Here is a 17,450-nt window from a genome sequence, read left to right as displayed (position 1 = left end):
TTAGTATACGTCTGTATATTTATTAAGTCAATTGAATTTTTATTTATTCTTATAATTTTCAAATTTATTTTCTCATGTACAAATCCATCATTAATTATCACTATAAATTCAAAAAAAAGAAGGCAAGGACTCTTTCACTCATCGAATGAATCCCTGCCTTCTTTTTATACACCAGATGTATAAATATCAACATGTAGAGCGTTATTTTATATTCGCGCTACAAAAATTAGTCTTCCAACGTAGATAAATCGCCAGTTGGTAAATTTAACTCCCATGCCTTTAACACACGACGCATAATCTTTCCACTGCGTGTTTTTGGTAGCTTATCCTTAAATTCGATTTCGCGTGGCGCAGCGTGTGCAGACAAGCCCTTCTTGACAAAATTACGAATATCCTCAATTAATACATCAGAAGGTTCAATACCCTCACGTAATGATACAAAAGCTTTAATAATTTCACCTCGTACAGGATCTGGCTTCCCAATAACCCCTGCTTCGACTATATCAGGATGCTCTAGTAGTTTACTTTCCACCTCGAAAGGCCCTACCCGCTCACCAGCCGTCATAATAACATCATCTACACGTCCCTGGAACCAGAAATAGCCATCATCATCCATATAAGCTGAGTCCCCAGATACATACCATTCTCCTTTTAAGAAATAAGATTCATATCGTTCTGGATTCCCCCAAATTTGACGCATCATTGCCGGCCACCCACGTCGAACAGCAAGATTCCCCATTGTAAAAGGCGGTACTTCATTACCAGCATCATCAACAATCGTCGCATGGATACCAGGTAATGGTTTCCCCATAGATCCTGGCTTAATATCCATAGAAGGATAGTTACAAATCATATGTGCACCCGTTTCCGTCATCCACCATGTATCATGAATACGGTGACCTAGTTCATCAATCCCCCAACGAATTACTTCTGGATTTAACGGCTCACCAACAGATAAAATGTGGCGTAAAGAAGATAAATCATAATTCTCAAGCATGCCACTACCAGCGCCCATTAACATTCTGAAAGCTGTTGGTGCGCTATACCAAACTGTTACACTATAATCTTCAATTGCTTGGTACCAAGCTTGTGGTGAGAATCTTCCCCCAACAATTAGCATTGTGACACCATTTAACCACGGACCGAAAATGCCATACGCTGTGCCTGTTACCCATCCTGGATCAGCCGTACACCAGTAAATATCATCTTCACGCAAATCTAGTACCCATTGTGTGGATTGATATTGTTGAAGCATTGCGTTATGGACATGCAAAACGCCCTTTGGTGCTCCAGTTGATCCAGAAGTATAATGAAGAATCATCCCATCCTCTCGCTCCACCCATTCAATGTCAAATTGAGAAGATGCCTCTTTCAGGCGTTTATTGAAATCTAAAATTTGTGATGTTTCCTCTATATTAGATCCAACTAAAAAGACGTGCTGCAAATGCGGTAGCTTTGCTAAAGGTACTCGTTCAAGCAACTCTGGTGTCGTCACCAGTACTTTCGCTTCACTATCTACCAACCTGTCATAAACAGCACCTTCCATAAACGCCTCAAATAACGGACCCACAATAACGCCCATTTTCAATGCACCTAATAATGTAAAATAAAGCTCTGGTGACCGTGGCATAAAAATAAATAAACGATCCCCTTTTTCTAAATTTGTTGCTGTCTTAAAAACATTTGCCGCTTTATTTGTCAGCTTTTTCATTTCATTGAAAGAATAAGCCTCTTTACGCTTACCATCATTAAAATAAAGAGCAACTTTGTTTTTCCGATACGTCTCTGTATGACGATCGATTGCCTCATACGCCATATTCACAAGACCTGTTTCATACCAACTAAATCCCTTTTCTGTCTCTGTCCAATCATGTACCGCTGCTGCTTCCTCATAATCAGGCAAATTGTATTGCCCTATTAAAGCATCCAACTTCTCCATCATTTTCATCCCCATGAAACTACCCCTTTCTTTGCTATCGCTTTAGAACATTAGTAAGCAAATTTCAAATCTTAATTTCACTATTTTCCCCCTTAAAATTCGCTATCTTCTCTAAAGACAAATACGTTATGTAGCAATTGTTATATAACAGTTTATGCGGTGTGAAATTAATCAATTATTATTCACACGACATTCATCTGTTAAATAACAGATGCAATATAAATATATTTTACACGAATTTACTAATAATGTCTCAATATTTTTATTTTTCCAAAAACACAGGTGTATTTTGCAAAAATAAGCGTTTTTCCGCAAGAAATCAGCTATAATGGAATCATTAAACTCAGGTGGTGTAATTATGGAACATAAAAAAACTTTTTTTTCTGTCACCAAGGAAACAAAGCATGGTACTGTGTATGTGGAAGGACCTGTACCTCCAGAAAAATTAGCTACGTATTCATTCCACGAAGGTTTGGTTGCTTTTAGACCTCCAAAACAACAACAACAAGCCATTATAGAAATTGCAGGACTTCCTGAAGGACGAATTATTATTATCCGAAATGAAAATATCATTGTAGGCTACGTCACTTATCTATACCCTGATCCATTAGAACGATGGGCGGAAGACCGAATTGATAACATGATTGAGCTAGGTGCCATTGAAGTCATTCCAGAATATCGTGGAACAGGTGTTGGTAAAGCACTGCTAGCTGTATCTTTTACGGGAGATGAAATGGAAGACTATCTTGTTATCACCACCGAATATTATTGGCATTGGGACTTAAAAGGGACTGGTTTAAACGTTTGGGATTATCGCAAAATGATGGAGAAAATGATGAGCTCCGCTGACTTCGAATATTTTGCTACAGATGATCCTGAAATTACATCACATCCTGCTAACTGCCTGATGGCACGCGAAGGAAAACGTGTGCCTCCTGAGACAATGGAAAGATTCGATAGACTTCGTTTTAGAAATCGCTTCATGTATTAAACCAACACAAAGGGGATTGAGTATATGATCGTAGAAGAAATTATGAATGATGAGCCCTACACGCTGGCTCCGACAAATACAGTATTTGAAGCGCTTAAGTTAATGCGCGAGAAAAAAGTACGTCATGTGCCAGTTGTAGACGAGGAACATCACGTTCTTGGGGTTATTACTGAACGAGATATTAAAGAGGCTTTACCTTCCTCATTACGGGATGAGCCAAATTCTCCAGTTTTTAATGCAAAAGTGGAAGAAATTATGGTTAAAAATCCACTTGTCGGCCATCCACTTGATTTTGTAGAAGAAGTGGCTCTTACTTTTTATGAATCCAAAATAGGCTGCTTACCCATTGTCACTGGAGGGAAATTAGTTGGAATTGTGACTACCACAGATTTACTCTATACATATATAGAGTTAACTGGTGCCACTGACCCTGGCTCAAAAATTGAAATTCGCGTATCCGATACGCCAGGAATATTATTTGAGATTACAAAGATTTTTCATGAACATCATGTAAATGTCCAAAGCGTCCTAGTTTATCCTGACTCTGAAAATGCCCAAAATAAAATTCTAAGCATCCGAGTAAAAACACTGAATCCACTCGCCATGATTGAAAATCTTCGTAAAGAAGGCTTTGATGTATTATGGCCTAACTTACCAGGTGTTTCGTTACAATGAAAAAAGCAGTATTTGTATACTCGCCAGAGCAACTCGGATATAAATTTTCAGATACCCATCCTTTCAATCATAAACGCTTGACGCTTACAATGGATTTGTTAAAAAATATAGACGCTCTTCATGATTTAGATATCGTTCCAGCTCGTGTCGCTACGGAGGAAGAGCTTTTGCTAGCACATGATCCAAAATATATTGATATCGTTAAAAGAGCAGGGCACGGTGAGCTTTCAGAGGCACAATGCGAAAGCTACGGCATAGGTACCGAAGATACACCCATTTTCGAAAACATGCACGAAGCAAGCGCACAGCTTGTTGGCGGAACGCTAACAGCTGTCGATTATGTTATGCAAGGCAAAGCCGAGCACGCCCTCAATCTAGGCGGAGGGCTACATCATGGCTTCCATGGTCGTGCATCAGGTTTTTGTATTTACAACGATAGTACAGTAGCTATTCGCTATTTGCAGGAAAAATACAAAGCTCGTGTACTTTATGTGGATACGGATGCCCATCATGGAGATGGTGTACAATGGAGCTTTTATGAAGACCCAGATGTTTGTACATTGTCTATTCATGAAACGGGTCGCTATCTTTTCCCCGGAACTGGTAATATTACAGAACGTGGAAATGGGCAAGGCTATGGCACTTCTTTTAATTTTCCAATTGATGCTTTTACAGAAGATGAGAGTTTCCTAGAAATATATGAAAAGGCTATGCGAGAAGTCTTTGAATTCTTCAAGCCAGATGTTGTGCTAACACAAAACGGCGCAGATGCACATTTTTTCGATCCATTAACTCATTTATATGGAACAATGAATATTTATAGAGAAATCCCAAAGCTTGCGCATAAATTAGCACATGAATATTGCGACGGTAAATGGATTGCTGTCGGTGGTGGAGGCTACGATATTTGGCGTGTGGTGCCTCGTGCGTGGTCTATGCTATGGCTTGAAATGACCGATCAGCAATTACCGACAGGACCTCTCCCTCAAGCATGGATAGATCGTTGGCAGCCTGAAGCACCAGTGCCTTTTATTCCAACTTGGGAGGATCCAAATCCCTTGTATGAGCCAATCCCTCGAAAAGCTGAGATTGAAGAAAAAAATGCGCAAATGCTCGCCAAAGCGCTACATATTATTCGCACTGAAAAACGCGCTTAATTTTACGCCTCACGATTTTCGTGGGGCTTTTTTATTTATTTTCAATCATCTATCCGTCTACATAAAAAACACGTAAATCATCGACTGATTTACGTGTTAAGTACCATTATTTACTTTTGACAGATTGTCGATGTTCAATGCGATGAGGTAAAATTACTGCTTTGTCCTCAACAGGCTCTTTGCTCATCAATTTAGTTAGTAAGCGCATTGCAACAGCTCCGATATCGTACAACGGTAGCGCTACACTTGTAAGCTGTGGACGTACCATACGTGCTAATTTTGAATTCTCAAAGCTGATCACTTCAATATCCTCAGGTACACTTTTTCCTACATCCTGTGCACCATGAATCAGTCCGATTGCCAATTCATCACTACCTGCAAAATAAGCAGTTGGCGGATTTTCAAGTGAGGATAATGTTTCCCACGCCTCTAAGCCCATATCATAGCTCGATTCTTCTCCAGCAATTAGTGATACATCTATAGGTAAACCTGCATCTTGTAAAGCTTTTTTATAAGCTTCAAGTTTGAATTTTCCATTAATAGTATAAGTAAGCGGACCTGTTACAAAGCCGATTCTCTTATGCCCGTTCTGAATGAGTAAAGTAATCGCCTCATAAGCTGCTTGGTAATAATCAATATTCACAGTTGCGATGGTTTGTGATTCATCTACTGAACCTGCAAGCACAATCGGTACAGGTGAATGATCCATAGTTTGTTGCATTTTTTCCGTTACTTCATCACTCATCATAACAATACCGTCAACTTGTTTTCCCAGCATTGTATCCAGTAGCTGTAGCTCTTTATCTTCATGTTGATCTGAGTTGGCTAAAATAATATTGTAACGATACATTGTTGCAATATCCTCTACACCACGTGCCAGCTCCGCATAAACATTATTTGCAATATCTGGGATAATCACGCCAACTGTTGTTGTTTTCTTACTTGCTAATCCTCGCGCTACTGCGTTTGGACGATACTCTAATCGTTCAATTACTTCTAATACTTTTTTTCGTGTTGCTGGCTTTACGTTTTGATTGCCATTGACTACACGAGAGACTGTTGCCATAGAAACATTTGCTTCTCTTGCAACATCATAAATTGTAACAGTCATCGCACGTGCCTCCCTTTTCCTTTTATAGCCTTATAATACGATAATTTTTATAATCTTTTCAAGAAGAAGTAAGTATATGAAAAGAAAAACCAAGTACAAATAGTATTATTCTAGACATTATTTTGTCACGATATATAGTAAAAACCGCCTGCTACTAATTAAGCAAGCGGTTTTTATCAAAACAATTAAGCATGGATTTCATAGTTCTTCATGAAATTTTGTAATGTTTCGTAGAAAGCATCAAATGTTGGAATATCCATTTGTTGTTGTGAGTCAGATAGTGCTACAGACGGATCTGGATGCACCTCTGCCATGACGCCATCAGCTCCAATTGCGATTGCCGCCTTAGCACATGGTAATAGTAAATCACGACGACCTGTTGAATGCGTAACGTCTACAAATACTGGTAAATGCGTTTCTTGTTTTAAAATTGGTACGGCAGAAATATCTAATGTGTTACGAGTTGCTTTTTCGTAAGTACGGATACCACGTTCACAAAGAATAATGTTCTCATTCCCTTTAGACATAATGTATTCTGCTGCGTGAATAAATTCATCAATTGTCGCTGCTAAGCCTCGTTTTAAAAGTACAGGTTTGTTTGCAGCACCAGCCGCTTTTAATAATTCGAAGTTTTGCATATTACGTGCACCAATTTGGATAACATCGATATAATCCAATGCTTCCTCTAAATGACTTGGTGTAACAATTTCCGTAATAACGGCTAAACCGTATTCCTCTGACACACGTTTTAAAATTTTCAGGCCTTCTAATCCAAGACCTTGGAAGTCATATGGAGAAGTACGTGGTTTATACGCACCGCCACGTATTAATTTTTCACCTTTTGCTTTAATAGATGCTGCTACTGCTGCTACTTGCTCGTATGATTCTACAGCACAAGGTCCAAATACGAAAGATGGTTTTCCTTGGCCAATTAGCTCACCATTCACATTAATGACAGTATCTTCTGATTTCTTTTTACGAGATACAAGTAACTCTTTCTTCTTATCTGCTTCAAGTTGTTTTAAAGCTGTTTTAAAGATTTGCTTAAATATATAATCAACCGTCATTTGATTTAACGGACCTTGATTGTGTTCTTTGATGAGATCAAGCATGTGTCGTTCACGTAATGGATCATAACGATTCACACCTTGTTTTTCTTTAATCTTACCGATTTCATCAACTACAGTTGCTCGTTCGTTAATTAGACGAAGAATTTCTAAGTTTAAGTCGTCTATTTGACTACGTAAACTTTCTAAATCTTTTTGGCTCATGCTTCTTTCCCCTCTCCTCATGACAGACACTTTCAGAACTCTGAAATGTATGTTACATTTTTAGATATTAGCATCATTATAATCAATGTTGTACAGAATGTCACGCATTTTTAATTTAGCGCTTCAACTCGCTAAATTATATTAACATATTTCGAGAAAGGAAGCGAGTATTTTGAGTTCAAAATTATTTGCACTTGATATCGGTACACGTTCTGTAGTGGGCATTATTTTAGCTGAAGATAATGACCGCTTTCACGTGGAAGACATCTTAATAAAAGAACATAAAGAACGCGCCATGGTTGATGGTCAAATACATAATGTCATGTATGTGGCAGATTTAATCAATGAAATTAAACATGAACTTGAAGAGAAGCACGGTCCTTTAACAAAAGTGAGTGTCGCTGCGGCTGGTCGCTCATTAAAAACAGAACAAGCAAGCGTGACAATCAATATACGTAATCGGCCAATCTTTACAGAAGAGGATATAAGTCGTTTAGAACTACAAGCTGTTCAACAGGCACAGCAACAGCTTCTACAACATAAAGAGGATACCAAAATAAGCCACTATTATTGTGTTGGTTATTCAGTTCTATATTATCGATTAGATGGTGAAGAAATTGGTAGCCTACTCGATCAGCAAGGTGATGAGGCACAAATTGAAGTTATTGCTACGTTCCTGCCTCGAGTTGTCGTAGAATCACTAATTGCGGCTCTTAAACGCGCGGATTTAGAAATGGATGCACTAACGTTAGAACCTATTGCCGCTATCAATGTCCTGATCCCGCCTACTATGCGCCGTTTAAATGTTGCACTTGTTGATATTGGTGCTGGGACTTCCGATATTGCCATTACTGATAAAAGTACTGTTGTCGCCTATGGTATGGTGCCAACAGCTGGTGATGAAATAACAGAGGCTTTAAGTGACCACTATTTACTCGACTTCCCTGTTGCTGAAAAAGTGAAGCGTCAACTTCAAACAGAAGAAGAAATTTTAATTCAAGATATTTTAGGCTTTGATCAATATTATCCGAAAGAAGAAGTTTTGCAAGCAATTGATCTTGCTGTCAAACTACTTGCAAAAGCCATTGGGGAAGAAATTTTACGCCTTAATAATCGTACAGCTCCTAAGGCGGTCATGCTTGTTGGTGGAGGAAGCTTAACACCAAACCTTACGACTGAACTTGGACTAGTACTAGATTTACCAGCAAATCGTATTGCCGTTCGAGGGATTGATGCCATTCAAAACTTAACGAAAGAAGAACATATTAAAGCATCGCCTGAATTGGTTACACCAATCGGTATTGCCATTGCAGCAAAAAAAATGCCCATTCAATATATGAGTCTAACTGTCAATGAACAAGTAGTTCGCCTTTTTGAATTAAAGGAAATGACCGTTGCCGATGCATTTTTAGCAGCCAATATTCGAGCAAAACAATTATATGGTAAACCAGGACATGGATTATCTGTGAGTGTAAATGGACACGATATTTTCATCCCTGGTGGTCACGGTCAACCGGCGGAAATTTTAGTAAATGGGCATCAAGCATCTACTAAAACGATGATTAAAACAGGCGATGCCATCCAGTTAATTGAAGGCCAAGACGGTCAGCAAGCTACTGCTACAGTAAGAGATATTGTAGATGATGCTGCCATCAAAACAGTCACGATTCAACACACAAAATATGTAATTGAACCACAAATTACTGTTAATGGTTCCTATGCATCTCTAGATAGTACAATAAATGATCGAGATGTTGTTAAGTTTGAAATAGCTGAAACAGTAGAGGATGTATTTAAAAACACAAATAATTGGGAGTTATTAAAACAATTTGAGTCATTTTATATTCAAGTAGACGGAAAGCCACTTTATTTACCAGAGTTTTCAGCGCAATTAATGATTAATGGTAAACCTTCTAAAATGACATATGCTGTACAAGATGGTGATGTTATTACATTTCAGCAACAAACATTACCGACTGTTCAACGTATTGCTGATCAAATGAATGTTTTACTTGAGGATAACATCATCATACATTTCCAAAATGAGGTGTTGGAGCTAAAGAAGATGGCAAACGAAGTACTCGTTAATCAGGTAGTCGTATCACCACTTTCAACAACACCAAATGGAGCAACCCTTTCATTTAAAGAAAAAGACCGAAGTCGTTGGATTTACCAAGATGTATTCCGCTTCTCCAATTGGCAACTACCTACTACATTTAAAGGTAACTTTACAATTTTACGAAATGGTCAACCGGCAAGCTTTGATATGGAGATTTTCGGAGGGGATAAATTAGAAATTTTACTAGAAGAAGCGTCTATATCTCACTAAAAAAACGAAAAGGGATCCAATACGTCATTGGAAAGACGTATTGGATCCCTTCTTTATCGCTCATGCATTAAGCGCGAACTTCTTCACTTTTTTCATCAGCTTGCACTTTTTTTTCACTAGCATCTTCTGCTTTAGGCTCTTCGCTAGGAATGAAATCCCCTAGTGGCTCTTCACCCTCGAAAGAAACAGTACCATCATCAAAAACAGTTGGTGCCTTTGCTGATTTTAATGTTTTAACTTTCTCTACTAATTGTGTAGATTGCTCTTGAAGTTGTTTAGATAATTGAACCGTTTTATCTTTTGCAGTTGTCGAGAAATCTGCACTCTTATCCTTAAAGTTAACAGCTTGTACTGCTACATCGCTACGTAAATCTTTTCCTGATTTTGGAGCTAATAATAAGCCTGCAGCTGCACCTACTATACCCCCAACTAATGCGCCAATAACAAAATCTTTCATGTTCACACGCTCCTCTTCATAAATCGATTCTTGCGGATGATAAAGCTGAGGCAATGAACTTTCAAGTTGTTGTTCCTTCACTTCATTAAAATTTGGCTTTTGAGTTGTCATGCAACAATTCCTCCCCATAAAATAATCTAATTTGCCTAGACTGGTTGTCCATCTGCTTTCGCGGATGCATCTTCAACTTATGCCTAAGACTTTATTTTTATTCAATTGACATTCAATGTCTACCGAATAATAATCACTTTTTACGGCCCCATCTTCTTTTCGATTTTTCCGACTGCTCTGGTTCAAAAGAGTAAAGATCTTCTTGACCCATGTCATGTGCCTGATCGATGATTTTACGCTTCTTCCACTTATCAGCAATACCCATTGCGACATTGCTCCACTGAACAACCTGTGCAATTTTTTCTTCATTGTGTTCTACACTTTTGGAAATCGAAGAAGTGATTTGCTGTACAGACGTATTTAGACCGTTCACAGAGTCACCAATGCCCTTGACTGCATGAACAACGGAATTTAACTGTTCAGATTTTTCTTGAATATCCTCTGCTAAGCTATTTGTTTTGGATAGCAAGGAAGTCGTTTCACGTGTAATACCCTCCATTTGTCCCTCAATACCTGATAATGTCCCAGCTAAGCTGTTAAGAATTGATTTGAGCGAAAATAATGTCATGCCGACGCTCACACATAAAATTAAAAACCCGATTGCTGCAATGATTGCTGCAATATACAAAATAATTTCCATAACTAGACCTCCCGGAAGTAAAAATTCTCTTTACTATTCCTTTCCATATCTTCGACAAAAAAAACTAATTTCCTCCTCATTTTTGAGAAAAAACAGCTTATTCCTTACGGACTAAGCTGTTTCGTTGTTTTTTAGCACGTTTTCAAAAGCATCTTGGAATTTGTGAACATCTCCAGCACCCATAAATAAAAATACTGCGCGCTCATGCTTTGTAAGTACTTCAATTCCTTCAGTAGTAATCACTGCACTACCTTCAATTAAAGATGCTAAATCTTGGATTGAAAGTGCACCTTGTGTTTCCCTTGCAGAACCAAATATATCACATAAGTAGGCTGTATCTGCAAGACTTAGACTATCTGCAAAATCCTGTAAAAAAGCTTGCGTACGTGTAAATGTATGTGGTTGGAAAATAGCTACTAGCTCACGATCTGGAAATTTTTGTCGTGCCGATTGAATCGTTGCACGTATTTCAGTTGGATGATGTGCATAGTCGTCTATTAAAACATTATTTCCAATATCCGTTTCTGTAAAACGTCTTTTTACACCTTTATAAGTGATTAAACGTTCTTGGATAATGTCTGGTGATATTCCTTCGTACTCGCAAAGTGTAATAACCGCTAATGTATTTAATACCGCATGATCTCCAAACAATGGGATAAAGAATGTACTATAAAATTCATTGCGAACAAACACATCAAATTTTGTACCCTCTGTTGTTTTTTCAACATTACGAGCCTCAAAATCATTTTCAGCTCCAAAGCCATAATATACAACCGGTACCTTTGCTTGAATACGTTGTAGCTGTTCATCATCACCACAAGCAATAATTGCTTTTTTAACCTGCAATGCTAATGATTGAAAGGCTGAATAAACATCCTCTATGTTTGCAAAGTAGTCCGGATGGTCAAAATCAATATTAGTCATTACAGCGTAATCGGGATTGTAAGCTAAAAAGTGTCGACGGTATTCACATGCCTCCATTACAAAGAAGTCAGCATTTTCATGCCCAGCTCCTGTTCCATCACCGATTAAATATGATGTTGGTTTATAACCTCCTACAACATGCGACATTAAGCCTGTCGTAGATGTTTTACCATGCGCACCAGTAATAGCAATCGACGTATAATTACCGATATATTCACCTAAAAATTTATGGTAGCGAACAATTTCTACACCGATTTGACGAGCACGTTCTAATTCGGGATGGTCATCAGGAAATGCGTTCCCTGCAATAATTGTCATACCTTCTTTAATATTATCTGCATTAAATGTAAAAATTGGAATATTACGTTCACGTAACGGTTGCTCCGTGAAGAAATATTTATCAACATCTGAGCCCTGTACTTGTTCACCAGCATCAAATAAGATTTGTGCAAGTGAACTCATGCCAGAACCTTTAATGCCTGTGAAATGAAAAACTGTCATTAATTAAACCCCCCGGGAATTCAATATCCCTTCTATCATCTATTAGGTGTATCGTATCTTTTACTTATTATTAGGTATTAATACCTTTTCAAGTGTTAAAAAATACGTACTAATCAACACATCTTGTCTATTATAGCACTATTTATGCACAAGGATAAATGTGTAACTTTTCTAAAAATACGAAATTTGACGTAAAAAAGATAATCTATACGAAAACAATGCAATTATTATTCAAACATAGCAATTAAATCTTCTTCCGTAATGTAGCTTTCTCGTGGTTTACTTCCTCTTGCCTCAGACACAAAGCCATGAGACTCTAACATATCGATTAAACGAGCAGCACGATTATAGCCAATATGATATTTTCGCTGAACCAAGGAAGTCGATGCTCCTCCCTGTTCATACACAAATCGGCAGACATCCTCAAACAGATCATCTTGCTCAGCTGAAACTTCCGTTTTCTTTAAAAGTTCCTCTTGATCAAATATATAATCCGGCTCTCCTTGCTCACGAACATGATCTATAATTGCTTCAATTTCATCATCTGTCACAAATGTTCCCTGCAAACGCACAGGGGCAGACATACCATTACCTAAATATAGCATATCGCCTCGTCCAAGTAATCTTTCTGCGCCTTGCCCATCTAAAATAGTACGTGAATCTATTTGTGATGATACCGCAAAGGCAATACGTGTAGGAATATTTGATTTAATAAGCCCCGTAATAACGTCAACAGACGGTCTTTGAGTTGCAACAATTAAATGGATACCACAAGCACGCGCTTTTTGTGCAATACGACAGATCGCTTCTTCTACATCTGCAGGAGACATCATCATTAAATCTGCTAATTCATCAATGACAATTAGAATATACGGTAATTTTAAGCTATGTTCATTATTTTTATCCGCGATTGCATTATAACGCGTAATATCACGTGCACCTACATGAGCAAATAACTGATAACGACGCTCCATTTCCTCCACTGCCCATTTTAGTGCAGCAGTAGCAGCCTTAACATCTGTGATGACCGGACTAACTAAATGTGGGATATGATTAAAAGGTGCTAACTCTACCATTTTAGGATCAATAAGCATCAGCTTTAATTCATGTGGTGCAGCTTTATATAGCAAACTAACCAAAAGTGAATTGATACAAACTGATTTACCAGAACCTGTAGCTCCGGCAATTAAGCCATGTGGCATTTTTCGCAAATCAATGGTTACAGGCTTCCCTGTTAAATCCAGACCCAACGCTGCTTCTAACGGTGAATCTGACTCGAGGAAAGAAGCACTATTTGTCACTTCCGATAGTCGAACTGCGCGAGATACACGGTTCGGTATCTCAATGCCAATTGAACTCTTCCCAGGAATCGGAGCTTGGATGCGGATATCTTTCGCTGCCAACGCAAGTTTCAAATCATCTGCTAAATTACGGATTTTGCTAACCTTCGTACCATGACTCACTGTTATTTCAAATTGTGTCACGGCTGGTCCTTGCATAATAGATTCTATTTGAGCTGAGACTTGGAAGTAAGACAAAGCTTCAACCAATGTATCACCCTGTTGCTCCATCCACTCTGTATCCTGTGTTTTTTCCTCCGGTGGCTCTAAAAACTCATCATTTGGTTTTTGATACACATGAACAGGTTTTGGAGGATCCTCCATTACTTGATTCTCTACTAATGTTTCATCTGATTTGGAAGGTCGCTCTGGATATTCACCTGTGTCATTAGAATCCTTCTCAGAAATCTCTATGTTGTTTGTAGGAAGCTCCTGTTCAATAGTTGCGTCTGTTTCCATTTCGGTAGTTGCTGAAATTTCGTCAGAACTCTCAATGTCTAGTACTTTCTTTTCCAATGTCGAAACGCTAGACATTGTTGCTACTGGTGACATAGTAATAACTGATACACTCTCTGTTGCAGCATTGATTGGTGTAGTATTTTGAATAATAGCTTCGTTTTCCTTCGTCGATTGCGGTGCTGTTTCATTGTCCATCTCTAACTCACCAAACTCTGAAGATAAAGGATTTTTATTTTCTTCTTTATTGGATGCTATTAATCTCTGTTCTACATCCAAATGAATAAGTTCAGAAGAAGGCTCTTGGGCTTCTTGGGCTTTTTGCACTTCTTGGACTTCTTGGACTTCTTGGACTTCTTGGACTTCTTGGGCTTTTTGCACTTCTTGGACTTCTTGAGCTTTTTGGGCCTCTTGAGCTTTTTGGACTTCTTGGACTTCTTGAGCTTCTTGGACTTCTTGGACTTCTTGGACTTCTTGGACTTCTTGCACTTCTTGCACTTCTTGAGCTTTTTGCACTTCTTGGACTTTTTGCACTTCTTGGACTTCTTGAGCTTCTTGCACTTCTTGGACTTCTTGCACTTCTTGAGCTTTTTGCACTTCTTGGACTTCTTGGACTTCTTGAGCTTTTTGGACTTCTTGAGCTTCTTGAGCTTTTTGGGCCTCTTCAACAATTGTTGTAGTTGGCTTCGTATTTTTAAATTGCTGTTGTATTCTCCATTTCTCTTTATCTGTTTTTAGCATTAGGACATTAAAAGGAATACCGCTTTTTTCATGCTTGGCTTCTTCTACAGATTTCTCTTCTAACACCGCTTGCTCATCAGCTTCAGTTGTTGGTGGTTGGATTACTGTAACTTCTCCAATGTGGATGGTAGAATTTTCTATCTGCACTTGTTCTACAACTACTTCTTTTACATGAATTTCTGATTGATTCTCTGAAAGTTGTTCACCATTCAGCTCATGCTGAACGGCCTCTTTCACTTGATCTTCAAATTCTACGGCAAAGGAAGTTGTTTGCAGTGCAGGTAATTCCGTGTTCGTTTCATCACTAGGCTGGTTCGTTTCGTCTGTAAATTTTTCATCAAAAGTAATCGGTTGCTTTGTTGTTGCTTCAATTTTTTCATGGACTTCAAGCTGTTCAGGTTCTTCTTTCTGAACTGTGCTCATAGGTTCTTTTTCTTTTAGTATATTTTCAACACCCTCATTTGTTGTCGCTTCTTTTAAAGTCTTAGTTGCTGTAGGTATTGCAGACTCTTTCTTGTCATGCTCTTCCTTCCGCTTCTCTAATAATTGCTCAATGGGGCTCGGCTTAGAAAAACCATAAACCGGTGAAGGGACATCACTTGGTACAAAGCGCTTGTGATTAGCAGCTATTTCACGTTCAACTGTCTTTTCTGGTGAATTATTAGTTTCTTTAGGAGTAATAGGTGGTTCATTTTGTGCATCTCGAAAAACAAGACTTGCTCTTGTCCGATTCGTTTGTTCAGGCTGACTTCGTGTAACTGTCGTTCTACCCGTTCGCTTCGTACGATTTGCTAATAAATCTCGAATTCCTGAAACCTCAATATCATAAACACTCGAATCCACAATATGATTATTTAAATGCTTCGGCAGAGATAAATCTTCAATTTGTCTGTAATTAGCATCCTCCATTTGATTGAATGCTTCTTTTGATGATGTTGTTGATGGTGAAGGTGAAAACTCCTCATCCTCAATTAACGGAAAACGAAAAGTTTTTTGCTGTGATCCAGGTGCTTCTTTAAATGAATGCATCTGCTCAGATTGTTCTTCTTCATAGTCTTCATAATATTCCTCATATTCGTATTCATTGTCATCTTTATTTACAAATTTATTTATTTGTTTTTTAAACCAATTCACATTATTCACTCATTTCTATTACACTTCATTTATAGCACCGTCTATGTTATTTCAAAAACAAGTTCAATGTCTATAACAAAAAGCATACCATAAAAATGTGATAGAAACTTGCATATAGAGGCTCATTCTAGACAAAAAAATCGTTATGTTACTAGCATATTAGTAGCATAACGATTTTAATTATATTTTATCTAGTTGGCGTTTCAAACGCACTACCAATTACTTCATCTTCAGGTAATACTAAAATTCCTTTTTCAGAAGGTGCATTTGGTATTGCTAATTCGCGTGCTGAACATAACATACCGTATGAATCAACACCTCGTAAATTACCTTCTTTAATAAGCATACCCGAAGGCATCACTGCACCGATTTTTGCCACGACAACTTTTTGACCTGCTTCAACATTAGGCGCACCACATACAATTTGTAATGTCTCCTCACCAACGTTTACAGAACAAATGCTTAGTTTATCAGCATTTGGATGCTTGTCCTTAGTTTCTACATAACCCACAACAAATTTTGGAGAAAAGTCTACATCAAGACTAATTTCAGCACCATTTTTTGCAATAGCTGCCTCTAGCTGTGCAACTAATTCTGGAGTAACTTCAACTAAGCCTTTAGCATCAGATTGTATATAGCTGCTGGCATTAAATAAATTAAATGCTTTAATTTCTCCTGTCTGTGCTTCCTTTAAAATAGCGATATCGCCTGCACGTTCTACCTCTGTTTTCACGATTGATTCTGATGCTAATTGTACTAGCAATACATCTCCTACATGCTCTTTGTTGTAAAATACATTCATTGTTTCTCTTGCTCCTTTTTAACTCTGTTTTTTGCTAATATAAAGATTGGTTCTAACTCCCCATCTTCATAAATAAAAGATAATGACGTAATCGGTACGGTACCGACAGCGAAGAAATGCATCGTCATCTGTGCTAATACATCATACCCTGTTTCATTCCGAATATCACCTACTATTAATACGTCCTGATGTGGCACAGATAACGTCATATCGCCCTCAATTTTAGTCTGCATGTCTTTCAAAAAGTTTTCATTTAAAATGCGACTTGCATCGTAGCCATCATTAGCATTAACAAAATAAAAAATATTCCCTGCAACTTCATCTTTCTTATAAATTGTTGGTAGTTGCTTTACAGAAAATCGTGCCATTTCACGAATTTGCTCTACTGTTAATTGTAGTACCTCTAACATGGATTCATCAATAAAACGATAAGTTTTCCCTAAATCAAGCGCATAAAAAATACGTGTTTCAGCTGTATGTTCAGTAGTGATGAATGCATGCCCCTCCTTCGAGGCTTGAGGGTAGGATGTTGCGCGAATAACGGGATAAATTTGCGAAGTAGCTTGGAATCCTTGTTCCATCTCTTGCTCCATAGCATTAAAGGTTTGCTCGATTGTATAAACAACTTCATCGATTGCAGCCCCTTGCTTGTCATTATATTTTGCTAAAATACCTGGTAGAGATAGCTCCATCCCTTTACCAATCTTTTTATGATTTAAACGTAATTTATCGTGCTTTTTGTCAAATTCAAAATCAAACGTTTCCTCATTTAATTGTTGCTTTAATAGGGACACAAGTTGTTCTGATTTAATTTGTTTCACCTAGCTCACATCCTTTCTTTAAAATCAATATTGCTTCGGCGTAATTGAAA

Annotated in this window: 13 protein-coding genes; 4 read left to right on the top strand and 9 right to left on the bottom strand. The window is 38.0% G+C overall.

Annotated elements, in window-relative coordinates; translation table 11 throughout:
* Positions 1-226: 226 nt before the first annotated feature.
* On the bottom strand, positions 227-1,954 hold the full coding sequence (gene acsA, locus ACVWXS_RS06420) for an acetate--CoA ligase (protein ID WP_374965606.1): 1,728 nt from the start codon (positions 1,952-1,954) through the stop codon (positions 227-229).
* A gap of 343 nt (positions 1,955-2,297) precedes the next feature.
* On the opposite strand from acsA, the gene ACVWXS_RS06415 reads away from it, so the two are divergent.
* From ACVWXS_RS06415 to ACVWXS_RS06405, 3 genes are read left to right on the top strand one after another with little or no spacing between them, the layout of a single operon-like run.
* Positions 2,298-2,930: a GNAT family N-acetyltransferase gene (locus tag ACVWXS_RS06415; protein WP_374965605.1), complete on the top strand. Its 633-nt coding sequence runs from the start codon at positions 2,298-2,300 to the stop codon at positions 2,928-2,930.
* Positions 2,931-2,954: 24 nt separating this feature from the next.
* On the top strand, positions 2,955-3,605 hold the full coding sequence (locus ACVWXS_RS06410; protein ID WP_374965604.1) for an acetoin utilization AcuB family protein: 651 nt from the start codon (positions 2,955-2,957) through the stop codon (positions 3,603-3,605).
* Positions 3,602-4,762 (top strand): acetoin utilization protein AcuC, encoded by a 1,161-nt coding sequence (locus tag ACVWXS_RS06405; protein ID WP_456957016.1) that lies wholly within the window; start codon positions 3,602-3,604, stop codon positions 4,760-4,762. The genes ACVWXS_RS06410 and ACVWXS_RS06405 overlap by 4 nt, the downstream gene beginning before the upstream one ends.
* Positions 4,763-4,868: 106 nt before the next feature.
* Here the strand turns inward: ACVWXS_RS06405 and ccpA are convergent, their stop codons facing one another.
* A complete protein-coding gene (gene ccpA / locus ACVWXS_RS06400) occupies positions 4,869-5,873 on the bottom strand; it encodes a catabolite control protein A (protein ID WP_456957014.1) in 1,005 nt (334 codons plus the stop codon).
* A 185-nt stretch (positions 5,874-6,058) separates the two neighbouring features.
* Positions 6,059-7,144 (bottom strand): bifunctional 3-deoxy-7-phosphoheptulonate synthase/chorismate mutase, encoded by a 1,086-nt coding sequence (locus ACVWXS_RS06395; protein ID WP_068984016.1) that lies wholly within the window; start codon positions 7,142-7,144, stop codon positions 6,059-6,061.
* Between the two features lie 172 nt (positions 7,145-7,316).
* Here ACVWXS_RS06395 and ACVWXS_RS06390 point away from each other — a divergent pair, with 172 nt between their 5' ends.
* On the top strand, positions 7,317-9,473 hold the full coding sequence (locus ACVWXS_RS06390; RefSeq protein WP_456957012.1) for a cell division FtsA domain-containing protein: 2,157 nt from the start codon (positions 7,317-7,319) through the stop codon (positions 9,471-9,473).
* A 67-nt stretch (positions 9,474-9,540) separates the two neighbouring features.
* Here the strand turns inward: ACVWXS_RS06390 and ACVWXS_RS06385 are convergent, their stop codons facing one another.
* The 6 genes from ACVWXS_RS06385 to ACVWXS_RS06360 all read right to left on the bottom strand — a co-directional run bounded on the left by ACVWXS_RS06385 (position 9,541) and on the right by ACVWXS_RS06360 (position 17,400).
* Positions 9,541-10,041, bottom strand: a complete 501-nt coding sequence (locus tag ACVWXS_RS06385) for a YtxH domain-containing protein (protein WP_368638219.1) — start codon at positions 10,039-10,041, stop codon at positions 9,541-9,543.
* Between the two features lie 133 nt (positions 10,042-10,174).
* Complete coding sequence (locus ACVWXS_RS06380) at positions 10,175-10,681, bottom strand: DUF948 domain-containing protein (protein ID WP_368638218.1); 507 nt, start codon at positions 10,679-10,681, stop codon at positions 10,175-10,177.
* A gap of 111 nt (positions 10,682-10,792) precedes the next feature.
* Positions 10,793-12,106, bottom strand: a complete 1,314-nt coding sequence (gene murC, locus ACVWXS_RS06375) for a UDP-N-acetylmuramate--L-alanine ligase (RefSeq protein WP_368638217.1) — start codon at positions 12,104-12,106, stop codon at positions 10,793-10,795.
* Between the two features lie 227 nt (positions 12,107-12,333).
* Positions 12,334-15,777, bottom strand: a complete 3,444-nt coding sequence (locus ACVWXS_RS06370) for a DNA translocase FtsK (protein WP_456957009.1) — start codon at positions 15,775-15,777, stop codon at positions 12,334-12,336.
* Positions 15,778-15,964: 187 nt separating this feature from the next.
* Complete coding sequence (gene ytpR, locus ACVWXS_RS06365; protein WP_456957007.1) at positions 15,965-16,579, bottom strand: YtpR family tRNA-binding protein; 615 nt, start codon at positions 16,577-16,579, stop codon at positions 15,965-15,967.
* The gene (locus ACVWXS_RS06360; protein ID WP_423491555.1) at positions 16,576-17,400 is read right to left on the bottom strand and encodes a DUF1444 domain-containing protein; all 825 of its coding nucleotides are present in this window, start codon (positions 17,398-17,400) and stop codon (positions 16,576-16,578) included. Before ACVWXS_RS06360 ends, ytpR begins: the two co-directional genes overlap by 4 nt.
* Between the last annotated feature and the right edge of the window lie 50 nt (positions 17,401-17,450).

The organism is Lysinibacillus sp. TE18511, from assembly GCF_054062295.1.
The sequence above is the reverse complement of the archived record's forward strand: the minus strand, read 5'-3'. Positions and strand labels throughout refer to the sequence as shown.

Coding starts and splice junctions, on each gene's coding strand:
- ACVWXS_RS06405 (WP_456957016.1), top strand. CDS start 3,602: ATGAAAAAAGCAGTATTTGTATACTCGCCAGAGCAACTCGGATATAAA.
- ACVWXS_RS06380 (WP_368638218.1), bottom strand. CDS start 10,681: ATGGAAATTATTTTGTATATTGCAGCAATCATTGCAGCAATCGGGTTT.
- acsA (WP_374965606.1), bottom strand. CDS start 1,954: ATGGGGATGAAAATGATGGAGAAGTTGGATGCTTTAATAGGGCAATAC.
- ACVWXS_RS06410 (WP_374965604.1), top strand. CDS start 2,955: ATGATCGTAGAAGAAATTATGAATGATGAGCCCTACACGCTGGCTCCG.
- ytpR (WP_456957007.1), bottom strand. CDS start 16,579: ATGAATGTATTTTACAACAAAGAGCATGTAGGAGATGTATTGCTAGTA.
- ACVWXS_RS06415 (WP_374965605.1), top strand. CDS start 2,298: ATGGAACATAAAAAAACTTTTTTTTCTGTCACCAAGGAAACAAAGCAT.
- ACVWXS_RS06385 (WP_368638219.1), bottom strand. CDS start 10,041: ATGACAACTCAAAAGCCAAATTTTAATGAAGTGAAGGAACAACAACTT.
- murC (WP_368638217.1), bottom strand. CDS start 12,106: ATGACAGTTTTTCATTTCACAGGCATTAAAGGTTCTGGCATGAGTTCA.
- ccpA (WP_456957014.1), bottom strand. CDS start 5,873: ATGACTGTTACAATTTATGATGTTGCAAGAGAAGCAAATGTTTCTATG.
- ACVWXS_RS06395 (WP_068984016.1), bottom strand. CDS start 7,144: ATGAGCCAAAAAGATTTAGAAAGTTTACGTAGTCAAATAGACGACTTA.